The organism is Neobacillus niacini NBRC 15566 (assembly GCF_001591505.1).
Classification (GTDB): domain Bacteria; phylum Bacillota; class Bacilli; order Bacillales; family Cytobacillaceae; genus Neobacillus; species Neobacillus niacini.
In genome coordinates, this window is record NZ_BCVA01000074.1 from 1 (window position 1) to 16,737 (window position 16,737).

At 35.4% G+C, this 16,737-nt stretch carries 18 protein-coding genes, 1 pseudogene and 1 riboswitch; of the genes and pseudogenes, 6 read left to right on the plus strand and 13 right to left on the minus strand.

Going from position 1 to position 16,737, the window contains the following annotated elements; genetic code table 11:
- Positions 1–35: 35 nt before the first annotated feature.
- The 6 genes from BANA01_RS27520 to BANA01_RS27545 all read right to left on the minus strand — a co-directional run bounded on the left by BANA01_RS27520 (position 36) and on the right by BANA01_RS27545 (position 6,825).
- On the minus strand, positions 36–944 hold the full coding sequence (locus BANA01_RS27520) for a nuclease-related domain-containing protein (RefSeq protein WP_063255510.1): 909 nt from the start codon (positions 942–944) through the stop codon (positions 36–38).
- 203 nt (positions 945–1,147) lie between these two features.
- Positions 1,148–3,088 carry an FtsX-like permease family protein gene (locus BANA01_RS27525; protein ID WP_034675908.1) on the minus strand — a complete coding sequence of 647 codons (1,941 nt, stop codon included), beginning with the start codon at positions 3,086–3,088 and terminating at the stop codon, positions 1,148–1,150.
- Positions 3,078–3,839, minus strand: coding sequence for an ABC transporter ATP-binding protein (locus BANA01_RS27530; RefSeq protein WP_034675906.1), 762 nt, complete (start codon positions 3,837–3,839; stop codon positions 3,078–3,080). The genes BANA01_RS27525 and BANA01_RS27530 overlap by 11 nt, the downstream gene beginning before the upstream one ends.
- 99 nt (positions 3,840–3,938) lie before the next feature.
- Entirely contained in the window at positions 3,939–4,943 is a 1,005-nt protein-coding gene (locus BANA01_RS27535; protein WP_034675903.1) for a sensor histidine kinase, read from the minus strand.
- Positions 4,940–5,629, minus strand: a complete 690-nt coding sequence (locus tag BANA01_RS27540; protein WP_034675917.1) for a response regulator transcription factor — start codon at positions 5,627–5,629, stop codon at positions 4,940–4,942. The genes BANA01_RS27535 and BANA01_RS27540 overlap by 4 nt, the downstream gene beginning before the upstream one ends.
- 497 nt (positions 5,630–6,126) lie before the next feature.
- Complete coding sequence (locus BANA01_RS27545) at positions 6,127–6,825, minus strand: class I SAM-dependent methyltransferase (RefSeq protein ID WP_082799696.1); 699 nt, start codon at positions 6,823–6,825, stop codon at positions 6,127–6,129.
- Between the two features lie 227 nt (positions 6,826–7,052).
- Between BANA01_RS27545 and BANA01_RS27550 the strand changes: the two genes are divergently transcribed.
- Positions 7,053–7,937, plus strand: a complete 885-nt coding sequence (locus BANA01_RS27550) for a DMT family transporter (RefSeq protein WP_034675901.1) — start codon at positions 7,053–7,055, stop codon at positions 7,935–7,937.
- Between the two features lie 222 nt (positions 7,938–8,159).
- On the opposite strand, the gene BANA01_RS27555 is transcribed toward BANA01_RS27550, so the two are convergent.
- The 5 genes from BANA01_RS27555 to BANA01_RS27575 form a co-directional block, all read right to left on the minus strand.
- Complete coding sequence (locus BANA01_RS27555; RefSeq protein ID WP_034675898.1) at positions 8,160–8,846, minus strand: DUF421 domain-containing protein; 687 nt, start codon at positions 8,844–8,846, stop codon at positions 8,160–8,162.
- A gap of 307 nt (positions 8,847–9,153) precedes the next feature.
- On the minus strand, positions 9,154–9,465 hold the full coding sequence (locus tag BANA01_RS27560) for a heme oxygenase (RefSeq protein WP_034675895.1): 312 nt from the start codon (positions 9,463–9,465) through the stop codon (positions 9,154–9,156).
- Positions 9,466–9,498: 33 nt separating this feature from the next.
- Positions 9,499–10,218 (minus strand): ABC transporter ATP-binding protein, encoded by a 720-nt coding sequence (locus tag BANA01_RS27565; protein ID WP_034675893.1) that lies wholly within the window; start codon positions 10,216–10,218, stop codon positions 9,499–9,501.
- Positions 10,218–11,339, minus strand: coding sequence for an ABC transporter permease (locus tag BANA01_RS27570; RefSeq protein WP_034675890.1), 1,122 nt, complete (start codon positions 11,337–11,339; stop codon positions 10,218–10,220). The genes BANA01_RS27565 and BANA01_RS27570 overlap by 1 nt, the downstream gene beginning before the upstream one ends.
- 173 nt (positions 11,340–11,512) lie before the next feature.
- Entirely contained in the window at positions 11,513–12,031 is a 519-nt protein-coding gene (locus BANA01_RS27575; RefSeq protein ID WP_034675965.1) for a PadR family transcriptional regulator, read from the minus strand.
- A 315-nt stretch (positions 12,032–12,346) separates the two neighbouring features.
- Here BANA01_RS27575 and BANA01_RS27580 point away from each other — a divergent pair, with 315 nt between their 5' ends.
- The 3 genes from BANA01_RS27580 (at position 12,347) to BANA01_RS27590 (ending at position 13,974) form a co-directional block, all read left to right on the plus strand.
- Positions 12,347–12,817: a GNAT family N-acetyltransferase gene (locus tag BANA01_RS27580; protein WP_034675962.1), complete on the plus strand. Its 471-nt coding sequence runs from the start codon at positions 12,347–12,349 to the stop codon at positions 12,815–12,817.
- Positions 12,818–12,832: 15 nt separating this feature from the next.
- Positions 12,833–13,375, plus strand: a complete 543-nt coding sequence (locus BANA01_RS27585) for a GNAT family N-acetyltransferase (RefSeq protein ID WP_235847257.1) — start codon at positions 12,833–12,835, stop codon at positions 13,373–13,375.
- Between the two features lie 128 nt (positions 13,376–13,503).
- Entirely contained in the window at positions 13,504–13,974 is a 471-nt protein-coding gene (locus BANA01_RS27590; protein ID WP_034675959.1) for a hypothetical protein, read from the plus strand.
- A 401-nt stretch (positions 13,975–14,375) separates the two neighbouring features.
- Here the strand turns inward: BANA01_RS27590 and BANA01_RS27595 are convergent, their stop codons facing one another.
- Entirely contained in the window at positions 14,376–14,579 is a 204-nt protein-coding gene (locus BANA01_RS27595) for a hypothetical protein (RefSeq protein WP_157411911.1), read from the minus strand.
- A 213-nt stretch (positions 14,580–14,792) separates the two neighbouring features.
- On the opposite strand from BANA01_RS27595, the pseudogene BANA01_RS29385 reads away from it, so the two are divergent.
- Positions 14,793–14,864: pseudogene (locus BANA01_RS29385) on the plus strand (YjcZ family sporulation protein); the annotation flags it as partial.
- 310 nt (positions 14,865–15,174) lie between these two features.
- Here the strand turns inward: BANA01_RS29385 and BANA01_RS29760 are convergent.
- Positions 15,175–15,312 carry a hypothetical protein gene (locus BANA01_RS29760; RefSeq protein ID WP_157411912.1) on the minus strand — a complete coding sequence of 46 codons (138 nt, stop codon included), beginning with the start codon at positions 15,310–15,312 and terminating at the stop codon, positions 15,175–15,177.
- Between the two features lie 22 nt (positions 15,313–15,334).
- A riboswitch (cyclic di-GMP riboswitch) is annotated at positions 15,335–15,418 on the minus strand.
- Between the two features lie 355 nt (positions 15,419–15,773).
- Here BANA01_RS29760 and BANA01_RS27600 point away from each other — a divergent pair.
- A complete protein-coding gene (locus BANA01_RS27600; protein WP_034675974.1) occupies positions 15,774–16,589 on the plus strand; it encodes a lipid II flippase Amj family protein in 816 nt (271 codons plus the stop codon).
- Positions 16,590–16,737: the final 148 nt, after the last annotated feature.

A 16,737-nucleotide genomic window follows, 5' to 3' on the forward strand; every position in this document is an offset into this window, starting at 1 on the left:
AGGGAAGAAACAGTGTCGGGAAAAATACCAATCTGTCATATAAAATAAGAATCGCTTGTTTTTCCAAAGGAGGAAAGGTTTTTCTTTAATACCCTACAAAATGTCCTTTTGGTTAAATCGACGTTGCACCACTCATAAATGTTTGTAGTCGTTATCTTTCGTTCAGGAAATAACAACTGAAACTCCTTCACATTCCGTAGAATGGCAGCTTCGATTGTTTCATGACCTCCACACTTTCCGCACACAAAGTGATGGGTTTGTAAAGAAACCAAAAAGGAACGACAAAATTTACAATACATGTCCTTTTTTAGCTGATCGTATTGATAGTTTGGCACCTGTGTAAATGGGTTTGTAGTTTGATGTAATGAAAGTAATTGTTGAGCCAATTTTTTGTGGCCATCATTTAACTTTGATGATGTATCATTTATACTTTTAAAAAAACGGTTCACTTGAGTGGGAAGAATAATGGGGTGGTCCACTTGCGCATTGTATAAAGTAAATTCAGGATTAATAAAAATAATGGTGGCTTCAACGAGGTAATTAAGCTTGAGGTCTTGTAGCAACTGGCGGAATTGTGCTGCGCATTTGTTTAATTGATTGATTGGATTTTTATATTCGCGACCGGTTTTAACGAGAAAGAATCTGTCCTTATCAAGGCAAAAGTCTCCTTCAAAATTTTTAACATCTATCAAGCGAATGACTTCCTGTGAAATAAGCGTTGAATCAATTTGAAAATAAGAATTGTTAATTTTAAGCAGCAAGTCATTGATGAAATACCTTTCTTCTTGAATAACTTCTGCCTTCCGGTCAAATTGCACCTCACCCTCATAGCCTTTTTCTAGGTTAAAATAATGCAACCTTTCTTCTTGTGTTAACTCCATCCGCGTGTTTAAAGATCGCATTTTCAATAATTCATCTGATTCTCGTCGGCTTCTTAGTATCATTGGCCACTTCCTTTCTAAGTCTATTTTATATAATAACCGGACAGTTGCATGTGAATTTTCCGTTAAATTTTAATAGGCACTTTTGAATGAATTTTTATAGTAAACTGCTGGTTACACAGGTTAGATAAAAGCATAAAAATTAGGAGAATTGGTGTAAATGGGGCTCCAGCCATAATAGACTGGAGCTGTACCATTTTCTATGATCATAGTGCTTCCTTAATCACCTTTTTGTAATAGAGGACGGATAGAATACCGAAAATCGAGTATAAGGCGGTATATAATAACATGACAATAATCATGGGTGTCCATAATTCAGTACCAAACAGGAACCAGCCAGATTGTACGGCAAAATAACTATGGGCTAAGCCAATCACTAAAGGGATACCAAAATTAAAGATTTGCTTGGCTTGAATGCCTCTTAACAAGTCTCCTTGTGTAAATCCAAGCTTTCTTAATATCGTATAGTTCGGCTTTTCTTCTTCACTCTCACCCATTTGTTTAAAGTATAAAATACACCCGGAAGTGACTAAAAAGGTTAATCCTAAAAAGCCAACGATAAACATGATAAGCCCCATGTTTCTTTTCTGATGATTGCTCATTTCTAGAACCGAATCATTCGTACCAGTAAAATTCATATTTTGAAAAAGGTCATTCGCTTCTTCCATTTTGGTTTCATCTTGCAAATTAATACCAATAAAAAGAGTGGATTCCTTTTGAATTTCTGGGTTCATATCTTTCTTTAACCGCTCAAAAATAGTTTCGTCGACAATGCCGACAGGGAATCCACCGCTTGTAAAACGGAATGATACGATGTATTCCTTCCTTAAGCCTAAATAATTCTGCGGGATCACTTCATTTTTCCCTTTTAATTCGATTCGACCTGAGCTTTTTAGTGGCATAAATTTTTGGATGGTATCATTATAACCGGTAAAAAGGGTTTCCTCTGCCGATAAATCGATACCTTCGGCGGCCTTATCACTGATGACAGGAATGGTCATGTTCTTTGGATCAGCATTTAGGTCCTCTATATTTATTTCCGTTATTTCTTCTAAGTCTGCATGGACCTGAATGACTTCGATCATTTTTTCATTATACTTAATTTCATTTCCAGCCAATGCTTCTTTAAAGTTTTCAGCATCTTGTTTATTGGTCATTGAAAAATCAGCAACCACATTATTTTTGGCTAATTTTTCTGCTGAGAAGTGCGAAATATAGCTTAAGGATAACAAGCCGATAGCAAGTGCAGATACGGTCGTAATAATCGTTAATAATAAAGCATTTGATTTCATCCGAAACATAATGGATGAAAGAGACAATACATCATTAATATTCAAATAACCATCTTTCTTTTTTCGAATTACATAAAAGATAAAGCGAACAGAACCTTTGTAAAAAAGATAAGTCCCAATAATAACAGAGGCTAAAATGAAGACCATGGCTGAGAATAGTTCAACCATTGTTGTAAAGTCCCCGCCAAATAATTTGGATGAAATATAATAGCCTAAAAGAATCATGAAGATGCCTAAGATTCCATAGATCATTTCAAACAAGGACACTTTTTTAACTTTTTCTTCGGTTGATGAAAGAACTCTAAACAAGGACAGGATACTTTGTCTTTTAATAAATAGGTAATTCATCAACATAATGAAGATATAGATAACAGAAAAGACAACAACGGTTTTCACCAATGCTTCCGTTGAAAAACGTAATGTGGCGGCGGTCTCTACACCTGTGATTTTAAATAAAATCATCATGATTAATTTTGAAACAGAAAATCCGATAAAGATTCCAATGAATAAGGAACTGAAATATAAGATTAAATTTTCAAAGGTGAGAATGCGGAAGATTCTTCCTTTTGTCATTCCTATTAACTGAAATAAACCGATTTCTTTACTGCGTCGTTTAATAAAAATATTATTTGCATATAAAAGGAAAATCGAGACGATGGCAACGAGTAATATGGAGGCTGTTCCCATTGCCGCTGCCCCTTTAATCGAACCTTTTGCTTCATCCATAGCAGGGTCATATTGCAGGGTGACAAAGGCAAAATAAAGGGAGACCGTAAAAATTAAGGCAAACACATAGAGATAATAATTTTTTAGATTCTTTTTCAGGTTTTGAAAGATGAGGTGATTAATGCTCATTTTGCACCCCGCTTAATACTCCTTGTGTTTTCATGATAGCATGGAAGAAGTTCTGTCTAGATTCTTCCCCCTTTGTTAATTGAGTATAAATTTGTCCGTCTTTGATAAAAATAACCCGGTTACAATAGCTGGCTGCGACGGGATCGTGGGTCACCATTAGAATCGTTGCATTCCTTTTTTGATTTAAGTCGCTTAGTTTGTTTAACAAATCTGAAGCGGATTTTGAATCGAGCGCTCCGGTTGGTTCGTCCGCAAAAATAATACTAGGCTCATGAATAAAGGCTCGAGCCGCAGAGGTCCGTTGTTTTTGACCGCCGGAAATTTCATTTGGATATTTGTCTTTAATGTCATAAATGCCGAGCTCTTCCGCCAACGTATTAAATTTATCATCTGCTTCGCTCTTTGATATTTTTGTAATCGATAATGGTAAGAGTATATTTTCTTTCACGGTTAGCGTATCTAGTAAATTATATTCTTGAAAAATAAATCCTAGATGATTCTTTCGAAATTCAGCTAATTGCTTTTCCTTCATGGCTGTCATTTCTTTTCCCTCAATCGTAATGGTCCCATAACTAACTTTATCAATGGAAGAAAGTACATTAAGTAGAGTAGTTTTCCCTGAACCCGATGCTCCCATGATACTAACAAATTCCCCTTTTTTAATGGTTACATCTAGGCCCTTCAGTACTTCTTGCTTATTAAATTTATTGCCATAGCTTTTATGAATTTTTGCTGCCTCTAATATATTCATATCCACACATCCCATGATTTGATAGTTTTAGTATAAACAGCTTTGTTGTTCACTTCCTTCGATTGATCATACAAATAATAAAAGCATGTGACAATTTTGTCACATGCTTGTGATATGAAGAAATTGATTTCTTTTTGGAAAAATTAATGTAAAAGTTGTCCCCGTTCCAAGTGTTGAATGTACATCAATATGAATCAGGAGTGGCTTGGCTGCTTTTTCAGCTAAATATAACCCCATGCCTGTTGCCGCATTATCTTGATGTTTTGCGGTGGATGTAAAACCTTTATCAAAGATACGAGATACATCCTTTGGATCAATGCCGCGGCCAAAGTCTTTGACCTCAAGAATGGTTTGTTCATCTTGTTGATAGCTTTTAATGATAATATCGGAAGCATCACTATATTTTATTGCATTTGTTAAAAGCTGTCTGATGATAAAGGCAAGCCACTTGCCATCACTAAGTACTTCTTTCACCTCTATTTGTAAATCAAAGCCTATTCCTTTTTGAATACACCACGATTGTAAATCTTTAATTTCCTTTGTAATTAAAACTTTTAAATCGATAACCTCAATATACAAATCATTTTCTATAAATGGTATACGTTTTTGATGAAGCTGCTGGTCTAGTAGTAGATGGATTCTTAACCATTCATAGGTTAATTGAGATTTCATGGTTTTATTCTCTATACGATCAATCATTAATCGTATAGCTGTTAACGGTGTTTTCACTTCATGAATCCAAGATAATAATTGATCTTTCTCCTGCTCTAGGGAAATCAGATTTTGTGATGCCATTTGTTTCAGCCATTCAGTCTGGCTCGTAACCGCATTCTCTATGATTTTTTCAAAAGGACTCTCTGGAGCAGCTATACTCGTTAAATCAAGATTGTTTTCCCAAGCTTCTATACTTTTATAAAATTTCGTTTCCTTATTGTAGCGGATCATTAAAAATAGGATGAAAATAATCAGTGATAAAAAGACAATGTAGACGATGGGCAGTAACGGGATTTCTGTATCAAAATAAGCGACTAGGAGGATAAAAAAATGTATAAATAAAAAGAGAATAATCCAGCTGCGCCTTTCAATTAAGTATTTTTTAATCATTTGGAATTTCCCTCTATCGCGATATAACCTTGCCCAACTTTTGTTTCGATAAACTGTCCTAAGCCAAGCTCATCCAGTTTTTTTCGTAATCGATTTACATTGACGGTTAAGGTATTATCGCTAACAAAGCGCTCATCATCCCAAAGGCTTTTGATTAATTCTTCTCGACTAACAATTTTATTCTTCTGTTCAATGAGTAGTTTTAAAATATAAATTTCATTCTTGGTTAGCTCAATCGATCCTGTGTCATTGATGACCGTATTTTTCTCAAAATCTACTGTTGCACCGCACCAGGTTTTAAGGGAAATGGGTTCATGATTGTAATTATGTACCCGCCGAAGAATCGCCTGTATCTTCGCAATAAGGACATCAAAATGAAAAGGCTTTTGAATAAAATCATCAGCACCAAGCTGCATGGACATCACCATATCGGTAGGATGATCGCGTGAAGATAAAAATAGAATGGGAACATTTGAATTAGAGCGAATCATTCGGCACCAATGGAACCCATCAAATTTTGGCAATTGTATATCAATAATGACTAAATCAGGCTTTATATTTATAAATTCTTGAATCACTTGACCAAAATCAGCAATACCATAAACATCATAAGACCACCCAGACAACCGATCTTTGATTTCATTAAATAATGTTTCATCATCTTCAATTAGCAGTAATTTAAACAAATGATTCACCACACTTTTTACTTTTCCTTACTTGAATTGTATAGGAAAAATTTTCTTGATGCTAGGCATAACTAGATATAAGAGAGAGATTATGATTCATGTCTGCTCCTGCGGAGGAAGGTGAAACGCAAGCCTTATCCCTCCCGGTGTATAAGCGGAGATTTTTCCGTTAAACAGCAGAATAGTGTTCGGTAAGGGTATATAAGCGGAGGTGTTCCGATTAAGCAAAGAAAAATTGCCTATTTTCACGTTTTTTGAGTAAATAGCCGGAATCTTTCCTTCTATTTAAGCGATTTTTAGCTTTAGTTCCTTATTAAGAGAAATATCTCCGCTTATTTATCAAACTCCCTTTAGTGTGAACTTGTACAACTGTACAGGGCTTTTATGAAAAAAGGTGATTTAAAAAAGGCTTGTAGGGGATATGTCTCTACAAGCCTTTTCATACTGGATTAAGGTCTGCAATGATGGATGTTTTCCATATGAACGTTTCTAAATGTCTATTTCGTACAAGAAAATACTCTATAGTCCAAAGTCCCCTGATATTTTACCATTAAATTAAAATGCTGAAGCATGATCTCATATAGTTCAGGTTCAATATACGCTGAGTACTGAAATTCGGGCGTTGACGGGTTTTGAAGGATAGGGGGGGTTCTTAATAAAGTTTTTATACTTTTAAAACCTGTCTGTTCCAATAAGGTTATCCAGTCCTTTTCCATCAGGATCGAATCCAACCCATAAAATCGTTTAATTTCCTCCTCGTAATTCGCCCCGATTCTCCTATTAATGGTAAGCTCATTTGCAATAAACCGGCCGCCAGGCTTTAATAACCGTAATATTTCCTTAAGTGCTCTAGGCTTGTTGACAAAAGAAAGAACAGATTCAGAAAGGATAAAGTCATATTTACTGTCTGGCAACGGACAATTCTCGATTGAGCCCTGAATAATTTCCACCGGTAATTGGTAGTTTATCATTCTACTTTTAGCTTTTTCTACCATTACAGGATTAATATCCATCCCTGTTACGTTTGCACCGTAACGTGCCGCTAAATAGGCAGCTGTTTGGCCGGTGCCACAACCTACATCTAAAATGTGAGAAAATGTGTTGATGTTTTCATTTTTAAATATTTTTTTTGTAAGTTTAATCCCACCAGGATGTGCACCACTAACGCCAAATTTGGACAAAAAATCTAAATACATTGAAGCCCTAATGAGAACCACCTTCTCCATTTATCTTAGTTGCATAATATGATTAGATAAATTTGATGGTTCCTTTAAGCCCAGATCATTAACCAAAGAAAAACTGCTCCTTTCAAAGTTTCGATGAAACTTAGAGAGTTAATACTTACAATCAAAAAGGTATACTAAAAACCTTGGTAAGTATAAAATAGGACAGTTAGCATTTTGGTTTAGGAAGGGTGATAAATATGTTAAAAGCATATTCTTGGCTAACATTTTGTGTCATGGTGTGGGGAAGCAATTTTGTATTTGGAAAGATGTTAGTCCAATATTTTTCTCCAGCTCTTTTAACCATGCTTAGACTTTTGTTTATAGTACTATTTTTAATTGGATTAACAACATACAAAAAACACTTTAAAAGGATAAATAAATCCGATTTACTCGTGGTTTTTTCTCTAGGGGTTATTGGTGTTTTTATAAACCAATGGTCTTTTTTTGAAGGATTACAAACAGCTGATCCAACAACATCAGCACTAATTTTGGCAACTACTCCTATTTTAACTAGTGTATTAGCTGCTATTTTCTTAAAGGAAAAACTAACTGCCCAGATGTTAATGGGGTCTATTGTAGCAATACTAGGTATTTATTTTGTTGTAGCAAAAGGAAATTTATCTTCTTTGCATTTCGATAAAGGTCTATTATGGATTACTATAACGATGATTACATTTGCCATTATGATTGTCATGACGAGGCTTCTATCTGATAGAATAGATCCACTTACGATTACTTTATATTCAAATGTTGTAGGCTTGATTGTGTCGATCCCTTTTGTTTTTTTACTAGACACTCCCTTACAAATTAGCTCTAAGATGTCGGACTGGTCTTTTCTGATTGGATCTGCCGTTGTAGTACACGGTATAGCAACGTTGATTTGGAATAACAACATCAGACATGTCGACGCTTCAAAGGCTTCAATATTATCTAATTTAGAACCTTTTGTAGCAATGATAATGGGATTGATATTGCTATACAAACCAATAACTGGAGCAGAAATTTTAGGATCACTATTTATAGTGGGAGGAGTCTTACTATCTACGTATCAGGGAAAAAGGCTCTATAGTCCATCGAATTAACATAACCTATAGCATAAGAAACTATCCGTCACTTCATTCCTCAAGCACCACTTTTACATGGGAAAACTCTGGTTTCTAGTCCAATTAGTGCAAGTAACAAAAAGAAGCAGCCTGATGAATTGTTCATTGGACTGCTTCTTCTTTTAATTAGATAAGAGTTACGATCGGTGGCAATCACGATAGGAGGAACCTTTGTGGTTCATGAATTGTTTTGTATTCATTTTAAGAATTCATTTTCAAACAAAAAAAGCCCTCATCCTCTTTCCATTCAGCATACAGGACGTCTTCAAATCTTGGAATATTTCTTTTTAAAATTTGTTTACGGAGCCAATTTTCATCAAATCCTGCTTGTAGTAAATTTTCTTTATCCACTTTACCATCGCTTATTAATGCAATAGGTATATATACAGCTTTCTGCTTTAGACTTAAATCTTCAATTGTAGGTGAAGCGTATTTAGGTTTTTTTATCGCACTAAGGGTTCCATTCGGTTCTAAAATAGCAAATTCCACTTCCCGAATCGAAAAAATATTCTGTTGTTGTCTCAACATTTGCTGGACCTCATTTATATCAATTTTATTAGCGGCTAACTGTTCTCTGTCAATATGTCCATTCCTTATGATAATGGATGGATTACCTTCAAGAAAACTTCGTGTTCCTCTAAATTTTTGTGTAATGATTTCAATTGTATAAATTAATATTGCCCACAGTGCGACTGCATATAAAATAGACCATACTCTTATTTCTGAATCATAGATAGAATTTCCGACCAGTTCGCCTAGAACAATAGAGGAAATAAAATCAAAGGGTGTAAGTTGAGAAATCTGTGTTTTACCTAATAATTTGGTAGCAAACAATAAAGCAAAAAAGCCTAAAATAAGTTCTATGGTCATTTGTCCGATATGTTCCATTTTACCCTCTCCCCTTCACATTTCATTTTTAGTATTGCCACAAATATAGTAATAATGAAGTAAATGATTTGTTAGGATTCGAATAGTGAAGGGGAAGGGATATGGATACATCACTGGCGATTTTGCAGATAAGTCAGGAAAAATGTAAAAGAAAAGGCTAAACAAGATGCATATTTTGACATACTTGTTTAGCCTTTTCTTTTGTTTTCAATACTTCACTATGTGAGTAACCGAATCAAAAAATCCAAGAAGCCATTAATGGTTAAATGAACTTATCGAGAGTTGCCAAGAAGAATAATCATGAATGTTATTCTAATATTGAAGCAACCTCAGAGATAATGATTTCACTTCCCAAGATAGGTGAGTCTTGTTCAGTGTTCGTTGGACCTTTATGGGCTTCTTTGAAGGCATCGCTATTTTTCCATTTGGAAAAGTCTTCAATGGTGTTCCAATACATATTTACATTCAGCTCATCATATTCTGAAAGATTTTTAGTTAGTAACACTTCGACTTTTACAAAACCCTCCATGGTCTGTAAGGCTCCAGGTCTTGTAAACATTTGAGCCATCTTTGCGGCAAAGCCTAATTTTGTTTTAATTCGGTTTGTTACAATAATCATTGATTTTTCCTCCTTCGTTTTTTAAGCAGGTGATTATCCTATAGTTGAAAGTCTCTTGCTGTTTTCATGTTTGAAAGAATTATCATGTTTAAGTCTGCCATCTTCCATGCGGTACACTTTATCGCAGTATTCCAGCATTCGTTCGTCATGGGTAACCATAATCGCTGCTTTGTTTCTTGTTTTGGTTTCCTTGGCTATAAGTTGAACCACTTCATGTGCTCTTTTTGAATCAAGGCTTGCTGTTGGTTCATCGGCTAGAATGATGGAGGGATTGTTTATAAACGCACGGGCAATGGCGGTACGCTGGCGCTCGCCTCCAGACAGCTGATCAGGAAATTTCTTTAATTTTGCAGCTAAACCGAGATTTTCTAGTAAATCTTTTGCAAATTTCTTATCTTCCTTTGTCACTTTACCCGCCATTTTTTTCACTACGAGTAATTGTTCCAGTACATTTAAATAAGGTACTAGATTACTTGTTTGTAAAATAAATCCTATTTCCTCTAACCGTAATCGTGCTAAATCTTTAGGATTTAACTGATTAAGGTTCTTACCGTTAAGAATAACCTCGCCTTCAGATGATTGAAGTAAGGCACCTGCAATCGCTAGAAAGGTACTCTTACCCGAACCTGATGGGCCAATGACAGCAATAAACTCTCCTTGTTCTACCGTTAGCGATACATCATCAAGGGCTAGGACCTGATTTTCACCCTGTTGGTACAGTTTAGAGACATTTTTGAATTGTATTCCTGACATTACTCCAACCTCCCAATTGCTTGCAGCGGATCTATTTTTGTCACTTTTCGAACGGATATCACGGAACTTAAAATGGAAATGACAAGCAATAATAGTGAATAAATGATGACCAGTTTAAAATCAAGTGAAAATGGCATTCCATCCGGAAGAATTAAAGCTGTCCCATAGGTTAACAAGATTCCCACTACAATACTAACAAATGATAAAAGAAATACTTGGGCTACAATGGCTTTTCCAAGGAAGAGATTGCTGGCACCAATGGCTTTTAAAATCCCAAATTGATTTGATTTTTGCAGGGTAAGGACATAAAAAAATACACCGAGTACAAATGTTGAGATGGCCAAAAGGAATGCGAGCATCATCATAATGGTGCCATTTTCCTCTTTATAACCGGGCATTCCTTGGACTGCAGTACTCTTGGTTACGGTTTCCGTGTTCTTGAATAACTTATTTAGTTTTTCAGAATCAATATTTTCTCCTTGGAGCATAATCGCATTTACAGGATTCTTAATTCCTTTATCAGAACCTGGAGCTGCAAATTGTATCGTGCGCCATTTATCCAATGTAGTAAAAATGGCAGGTAAATGATTGTAGGTTTCATTTTCTACAAACCCGACAATTTTCATTTTTTCTAAAGATCCTTCTATTTTAAGGGTATCACCGATTTCAAAACCCTTTTTCTTTAACGTATCATTGGCGATCACTTCTAATGGTTCATTTGCTTGAAGAGGATTTCCTTCTATCACATCTGGTTCTAGAAAATTACCAGGCGTTATTCCTAATATGGCGACATCTACTTTTTCTTTATCAGCAGAAGAAGATTCATTTAGTACGGTTCCCATCGTTGCGCCCATTCCGGTTGCCGCAGAAACATCATCTGCTTTTTCTAGTTCGTCTGCTAGTGATTCATTTAATAGTGACCGGCTCATGGAGGCTCTCGAACCTTCTTCAAATGTCACATAATGGGCATCCATATTTTTAAAGGTTGCTGCACTTAACGTTGAAAGTCCATTGCCTAGTCCAGATAGGATAAAAACCAGCCAAGCAATCAGGACCGTTATAACACCAATCATCAGAAATCGAAATTTACCATGCTTTAACTCTTTTAAAGCAAGAAACAATGTATGTCACTCCTTTATTGTAGATCGTATTAGTCACGTCTGACTAATAAAAGTATATTAGTTATTTATTGAATAGTCAATCGTGATTATATGGTTAAAATATAGTCACTTATTGGAAACTCAAAGTAAAAAGGAACCCTCCTTGGGTTCCTTTGAATCGTCTAATTATGAAATTAATCCGTATGAAGAAGCTGATGAATGGTTTTTTCAAGAAAGGCAACTTCTGCTTCTAACATGGTAATTTTATGTTCGACTGCAAGATTAACACCGGTTCGTATTCCATGTGCAGGGGTTTGTTTAAATAAGTCTATTAATTTCTTGTTTTTCATTAATCGTTCTTTCAAGGCTGGTATTGCTTGGTCCATCGGGAGAAAATCAATAAACATTAACCCAATATCTCCTTGGTAATTAACACTTTCTGCAGAAGACAGATTATCCAATAATAATTGATAAAAGTAGTTTCGGCCATTTTCATTGATAGAGTACACTTTTCGGGTAGGTCTATTTCCTTCTTGCTCTAACTGAATATCTATAAGACCTCTTTGATTTAATTTATCCAGAGTTGCATATGCAGTGGGCTTTTTCATATCCGTAACGGTACTTAAGTTTCTTTCGATAAATTCATTAATTTGATATCCGTGTTGACTTTGCCCCATGAGTAACCCAAGCAGAATTAGTGAGCGATGTTCCACTGAATTCCTCCTTTCTTTTTAAGCATTCTAATATATATTTTCTCGTAAAATTTCTTTGTAGTCAATTGAGGGTTATCAATGATATAGAAGCAGCTGTCATTGCAGTAGTTTTGTTTAAGTGGACTGGACAAAAATACCTGAAGAAGAAAATGAAGCATCAATAGAACGAATGATGTGCGCGTTGATCTTGGAAGGATTAACGCCTTTTTTGTTGAATTCCTTATTGAGCGCTAATAGGGGTAAAAGTTGAAGAACGGGGTTGCTGTGGCGGTCCTATTTGTAATCAAGCTAACGTTATTTTTAGGAGGTTATAGAATGTATGAAACAAGATGGACTACTGATGAAGAAATTCCGATTATTGCAGATTATTGGTACAGAATGGCTTGTGAAATGGGAGAAACGGATGGTGTTCCAAAGCCAAATTTACAGAGGGTTGAAGAAATTAAAAGCTTATTTGTAAAAGAATCTAATACAGGTAATTTAAAGTTCAGAGTTGCCATAGATGGAAATGATAGTATTGTGGCTTGTGCAGGAGGTCTAATTAGGACAGAGTATTCCTACCCCCTTGCAGAGGAACAAAGCCTATTCGGTTGGGTAATAGCAGTATATACGTTAAAAGATCATCGCAATAATGGATTAGCCTATAAATTAGTAGATGAAATTTGTTTATGGCTTAAACAAAAAGGGGCAAAACGGGCAAGACTGTGGTCAAGTTCAACTGGTAGAAGCGTTTATGAAAGTCTTGGATTTCGAAATATGATGGACATGTCAAAACCACTTTCTTAAATGGGAGGGGCAATTATGATGATAATAAGAGCTGTTAAACAAGAAGAATATAGGTTTACCGAAGATTTTGTTTATGAAATTTTCAAGAATATGAGCTTTTCAGATGGTGTAGTTGAAAAATCTCTTGTAAGAGAGATTCGGGAAAAGCAATATTACATTCCGCAGTTAGATTTAGTTGCTGAGGAGAATGGGGAAATTATAGGACACTTTATACTTTCGAAATTTCCAATTAGTAATAAATATGAAAACGAAATTTTACTGTTATCCCCCGTCTCTGTTGCAATTAAGAAGCAACGACAAGGTGTTGGCAAGTTTATGTTGCAGGAAGGTATTACATTAGCTTCTGAAAGAGGATATAAGGGAATAATTGTTGAAGGGGATTATCGATATTATCGACGATTTGGATTTAAAGCCTCAACCGAGTTCGGTATATATGCGTCAAAGAAAAACTTACCGCCCTCCGAGGAGAATTTAATGGCGATGGAGTTGTGTAAAGACGGGCTGAAGAACATCTCTGGTGAAGTGGACTATACAATTTATCAATCATTAACGCGTTGAAATTTATCTAACACTTATTAGTTAATGCAAGTTGTTGACATTCATATTAAACTGACTGGTCAGGATAGTGGGAGAATGGATGGGAAGTATATTGTTTAATATAGGAAAAATGATTGAATGGTGATTAAATGAAACTTCCTGCTGGTATAACTGGATTTTACGATTTGAAAAACAATCAGCCTCCTAACGTTGATGGAAAACAATTTAAACAGGTGTGTTCTACTCTAGTAAATCGTAGTGGTGGAAAAGTGTTAGAGTTTAAAGAACCGCAATATCCAATGAATTTTTATGACATTGAAGTGAAGGCTTTTAATAAGCATTTTCATATCTTACTAAATGAACACTATCCTTATCTAGCTTTTGCTTCCGTTGTTGAGTTTGGGAAGATCAATTTTATTGATGTACCCGAGCTAAAACAGTTTCGTTCACTTTATAAAGTTTTGAGTGTAAGGGAACTAAATGAGCCTTTAGTGTTAAACCCTAATTCTAAAGAGGGTATTTTACAAAATGAAAATGATTTGAATAGTGCTGAGTTGGAACAAGTAGCTTATTGGAAGCCTAAAAGAATTGGGGAGGTTATCTTCAATTATTGGGACTAGTGTGTTGGAATAGATTTTTCAATTTCTCCTAAAAAACTATATTTAGATTTCCATTTGATTTTTGATGAAATTAATTATTACAAATAATAATCCTTTTTGATTACTAGAAGAAGAAAAAAGTAATACCGTTATTTCAGCAATGCACCCTATACTTTATGTAAAATTTAGACGATGCCTTATATGTAAATTGTCCCCTAGAATTACTTGGTATTTTCTGAGGAGCCTAACTCAGCTTAGATTATGCTAGAAATAAAGTGGGATCATATGCAGTACCTCCAGCCATAGAAGCACGAGCCTCCACCGTCCTAAAAGAAACAGGCGTTTCTACTAATGTAGAAACACGCCTGTTTCACAGAAACTTCTGTTCATTTTTATTTGGACGGTGAGTTTACCAGCAATTCTTAATACGGGTAGTGGTGGTGGTGGTGGTACGGGTAGTGGTGATGGTGGTATGGATAGTGATGATGGTAGTAAGGGTAGTGGTGCTGATAGTACGGGTAGTGTTGGTGCGGATAGCCTGGAGCTCCGAAACCAAGTCCTGGTGCAAAACCAAAACCTGATCCTGGTCCACCTAAACCAATTCTCTCATTATAGGCATTTATCATACAAACTGTCATCCTCCTCATTTCACTTTACATTAGAGCATATGCTTTTTTGGGTAAAAGTTCTTGGGTATTTGTCTTGAATTCAAGAATTTAGAGGGCATATGCCGCACCAAACATTTAAAATGGACTTTTCATTCAAAATTATTAGTCTGTATTAAATCAATTCACACTATTCTTATTCAACTAAACTGCCACTAACATGTAGTAAGAGTTTTCGCCTTACTAATTGTATTGTTTATCCTCTTAGTTATTATTGGAGCTAGTTTATGGGGTTATGGATACTAAAAAATGGATCTCGTTTTTGGGGGTTTCATTTTCCAAATTGACTTCACCTGAACTTAAATCAAAAATGAGGTGATTCCCAAATTTAGGAATCACCTTTTTGTGTGCCAGGCATATACAGAGGCAAATAGAGAAAAAGTGGTAAGCTGCCTGTCATTCGGTGATAAAAACTATGTAAAGGTTGGTACATTTCATTGGCTTTGTTAGAGGTTAGTGTTGATTTGTACCATACCCATTTGACCGAAATCATTGTTCACCCACGATTTCGGTCAAATAGAGCACAAACACAGTTAGGTTTAATAACGACTTTATTTTATATAGAGTTAGCGAGTAAAGTTACGGCTGCACTTAGGAAGATGGTGCCAGTAAAAATTGCAATATAGAGTAGAATTTTCTTCCTCTTTTTTCTCTTCATAGCCTCTTCTGGCGTGGTCCACATACTTTTTGACATCAAAAATTTCCCCTTTTCATTTGATGGTAGCTGGCTGGCTGGTCCAAGGACGGAAGCCCCTATAGTTTTGCGTCCTCACCTTTCAGTGAGTTTGCCTTTAGATAAATTCTTACTATTATAATCATATAATTAGTGAAAAGTCACTAATTTTCGACAAAATTCGTGGTGATTCACCAAGCGCGGAATAGGGACGGTGTTGCTTGCTTTATTGGTCCGAGTTGAATAAAAAGAGCTGTCTAATATGGACAGCCCTTGTGAAATTATATCAGTATTCAACTAACGAGGGCGTTGAAACAGGAAGGATTAACGCTTTTTTTTGTTGAACTTTATTGAAGTAACGGTCCAGGTTAACTTAATAAGGAATTGGTAACCGTACTAGAATTTTCACCCCCATCCGAATAATCCAAATCAATTTAAAATTAGTTTATAATATATCTATCATTATTATTAAGGGGCATTTTATGGAGTTAATTACAGGAAAGATAATAATAATATCTTTATTTTTATTAATCGTTACAATGATTGAAACATTAGCTTATTCAACAAGGATTTCAGGGGCAAGGGTCAAATTAATTGCAACTGCAATATCTTTGTTTAGTACGATCGTGATAGTTTCAAGATTTTCTACAATGATACAACAACCTCTAACAGCGAAACTTATCGCAGAAGCACCCGATTTAAACAAATTACACTTTATAGAGGAACAGTATAGGATTTTAATTGGAGTAACCTCTATTGGCGTGTTGTTAGGTATTCTGCTATTTCCTACGTTCATCAACATCTTTTCAAGAGCAATTATCCAACTTTCCGATCAACGTGGTTCAATCATTGGAATGTTTGGTAAACAGCTCAATCGAAATGGCATTAGAAAAATATTAATATGTTTTAGGCTTCCGAGATTTTCATACCTTAAGGGAATTACGTTAAAAACCATTCCGAAACGACTCTTTGTGATTAATGTTATCATTTCGGCCGTATTCACCATTGGGGTGCTATCTTCCATTTATGCGTCAATGTTAGTTCCAAAAGATTATGCTCAAGCTGCATTAATGTCATCTGGCATAATAAATGGTATAGCAACTATATTATTGACATTGTTTATTGACCCAAAAGCCTCAGTGTTAGCTGATAGAGTAATGAAAAAACAAACGGATTATATTTACTTAAAAAGTTACTCTCTGACGATGATTAGCTCAAAATTTTTGGGTACAATTGTTGCCCAACTTTTGTTTATCCCTGCGGCATATTATGTAGCTTGGTTTGCTAAGTGGATTTAACGAGTCTTTTTTCAACTAACTAGAAGCAGGTTGTTGAAGAAGGAAATAAAAAAGCATCGGCTCCTCGCTTTTTTTGCTCACCCTTGTCCGAAGTTCACACGACTTCGGACTTGACCTGGCTTTTTTAGCTCATATTTGTCCGAAGTTC

Excerpts from the sequence above, each read along its gene's own strand:
- BANA01_RS27520 (WP_063255510.1), bottom strand. The coding sequence starts at position 944 with ATGATACTAAGAAGCCGACGAGAATCAGATGAATTATTGAAAATGCGA.
- BANA01_RS27525 (WP_034675908.1), bottom strand. The coding sequence starts at position 3,088 with ATGAGCATTAATCACCTCATCTTTCAAAACCTGAAAAAGAATCTAAAA.
- BANA01_RS27530 (WP_034675906.1), bottom strand. The coding sequence starts at position 3,839 with ATGAATATATTAGAGGCAGCAAAAATTCATAAAAGCTATGGCAATAAA.
- BANA01_RS27535 (WP_034675903.1), bottom strand. The coding sequence starts at position 4,943 with ATGATTAAAAAATACTTAATTGAAAGGCGCAGCTGGATTATTCTCTTT.
- BANA01_RS27545 (WP_082799696.1), bottom strand. The coding sequence starts at position 6,825 with ATGTATTTAGATTTTTTGTCCAAATTTGGCGTTAGTGGTGCACATCCT.
- BANA01_RS27550 (WP_034675901.1), top strand. The coding sequence starts at position 7,053 with ATGTTAAAAGCATATTCTTGGCTAACATTTTGTGTCATGGTGTGGGGA.
- BANA01_RS27555 (WP_034675898.1), bottom strand. The coding sequence starts at position 8,846 with ATGGAACATATCGGACAAATGACCATAGAACTTATTTTAGGCTTTTTT.
- BANA01_RS27560 (WP_034675895.1), bottom strand. The coding sequence starts at position 9,465 with ATGATTATTGTAACAAACCGAATTAAAACAAAATTAGGCTTTGCCGCA.
- BANA01_RS27565 (WP_034675893.1), bottom strand. The coding sequence starts at position 10,218 with ATGTCAGGAATACAATTCAAAAATGTCTCTAAACTGTACCAACAGGGT.
- BANA01_RS27580 (WP_034675962.1), top strand. The coding sequence starts at position 12,347 with ATGTATGAAACAAGATGGACTACTGATGAAGAAATTCCGATTATTGCA.
- BANA01_RS27585 (WP_235847257.1), top strand. The coding sequence starts at position 12,833 with ATGATGATAATAAGAGCTGTTAAACAAGAAGAATATAGGTTTACCGAA.
- BANA01_RS27590 (WP_034675959.1), top strand. The coding sequence starts at position 13,504 with ATGAAACTTCCTGCTGGTATAACTGGATTTTACGATTTGAAAAACAAT.
- BANA01_RS27595 (WP_157411911.1), bottom strand. The coding sequence starts at position 14,579 with ATGATAAATGCCTATAATGAGAGAATTGGTTTAGGTGGACCAGGATCA.
- BANA01_RS29760 (WP_157411912.1), bottom strand. The coding sequence starts at position 15,312 with ATGTCAAAAAGTATGTGGACCACGCCAGAAGAGGCTATGAAGAGAAAA.
- BANA01_RS27600 (WP_034675974.1), top strand. The coding sequence starts at position 15,774 with ATGGAGTTAATTACAGGAAAGATAATAATAATATCTTTATTTTTATTA.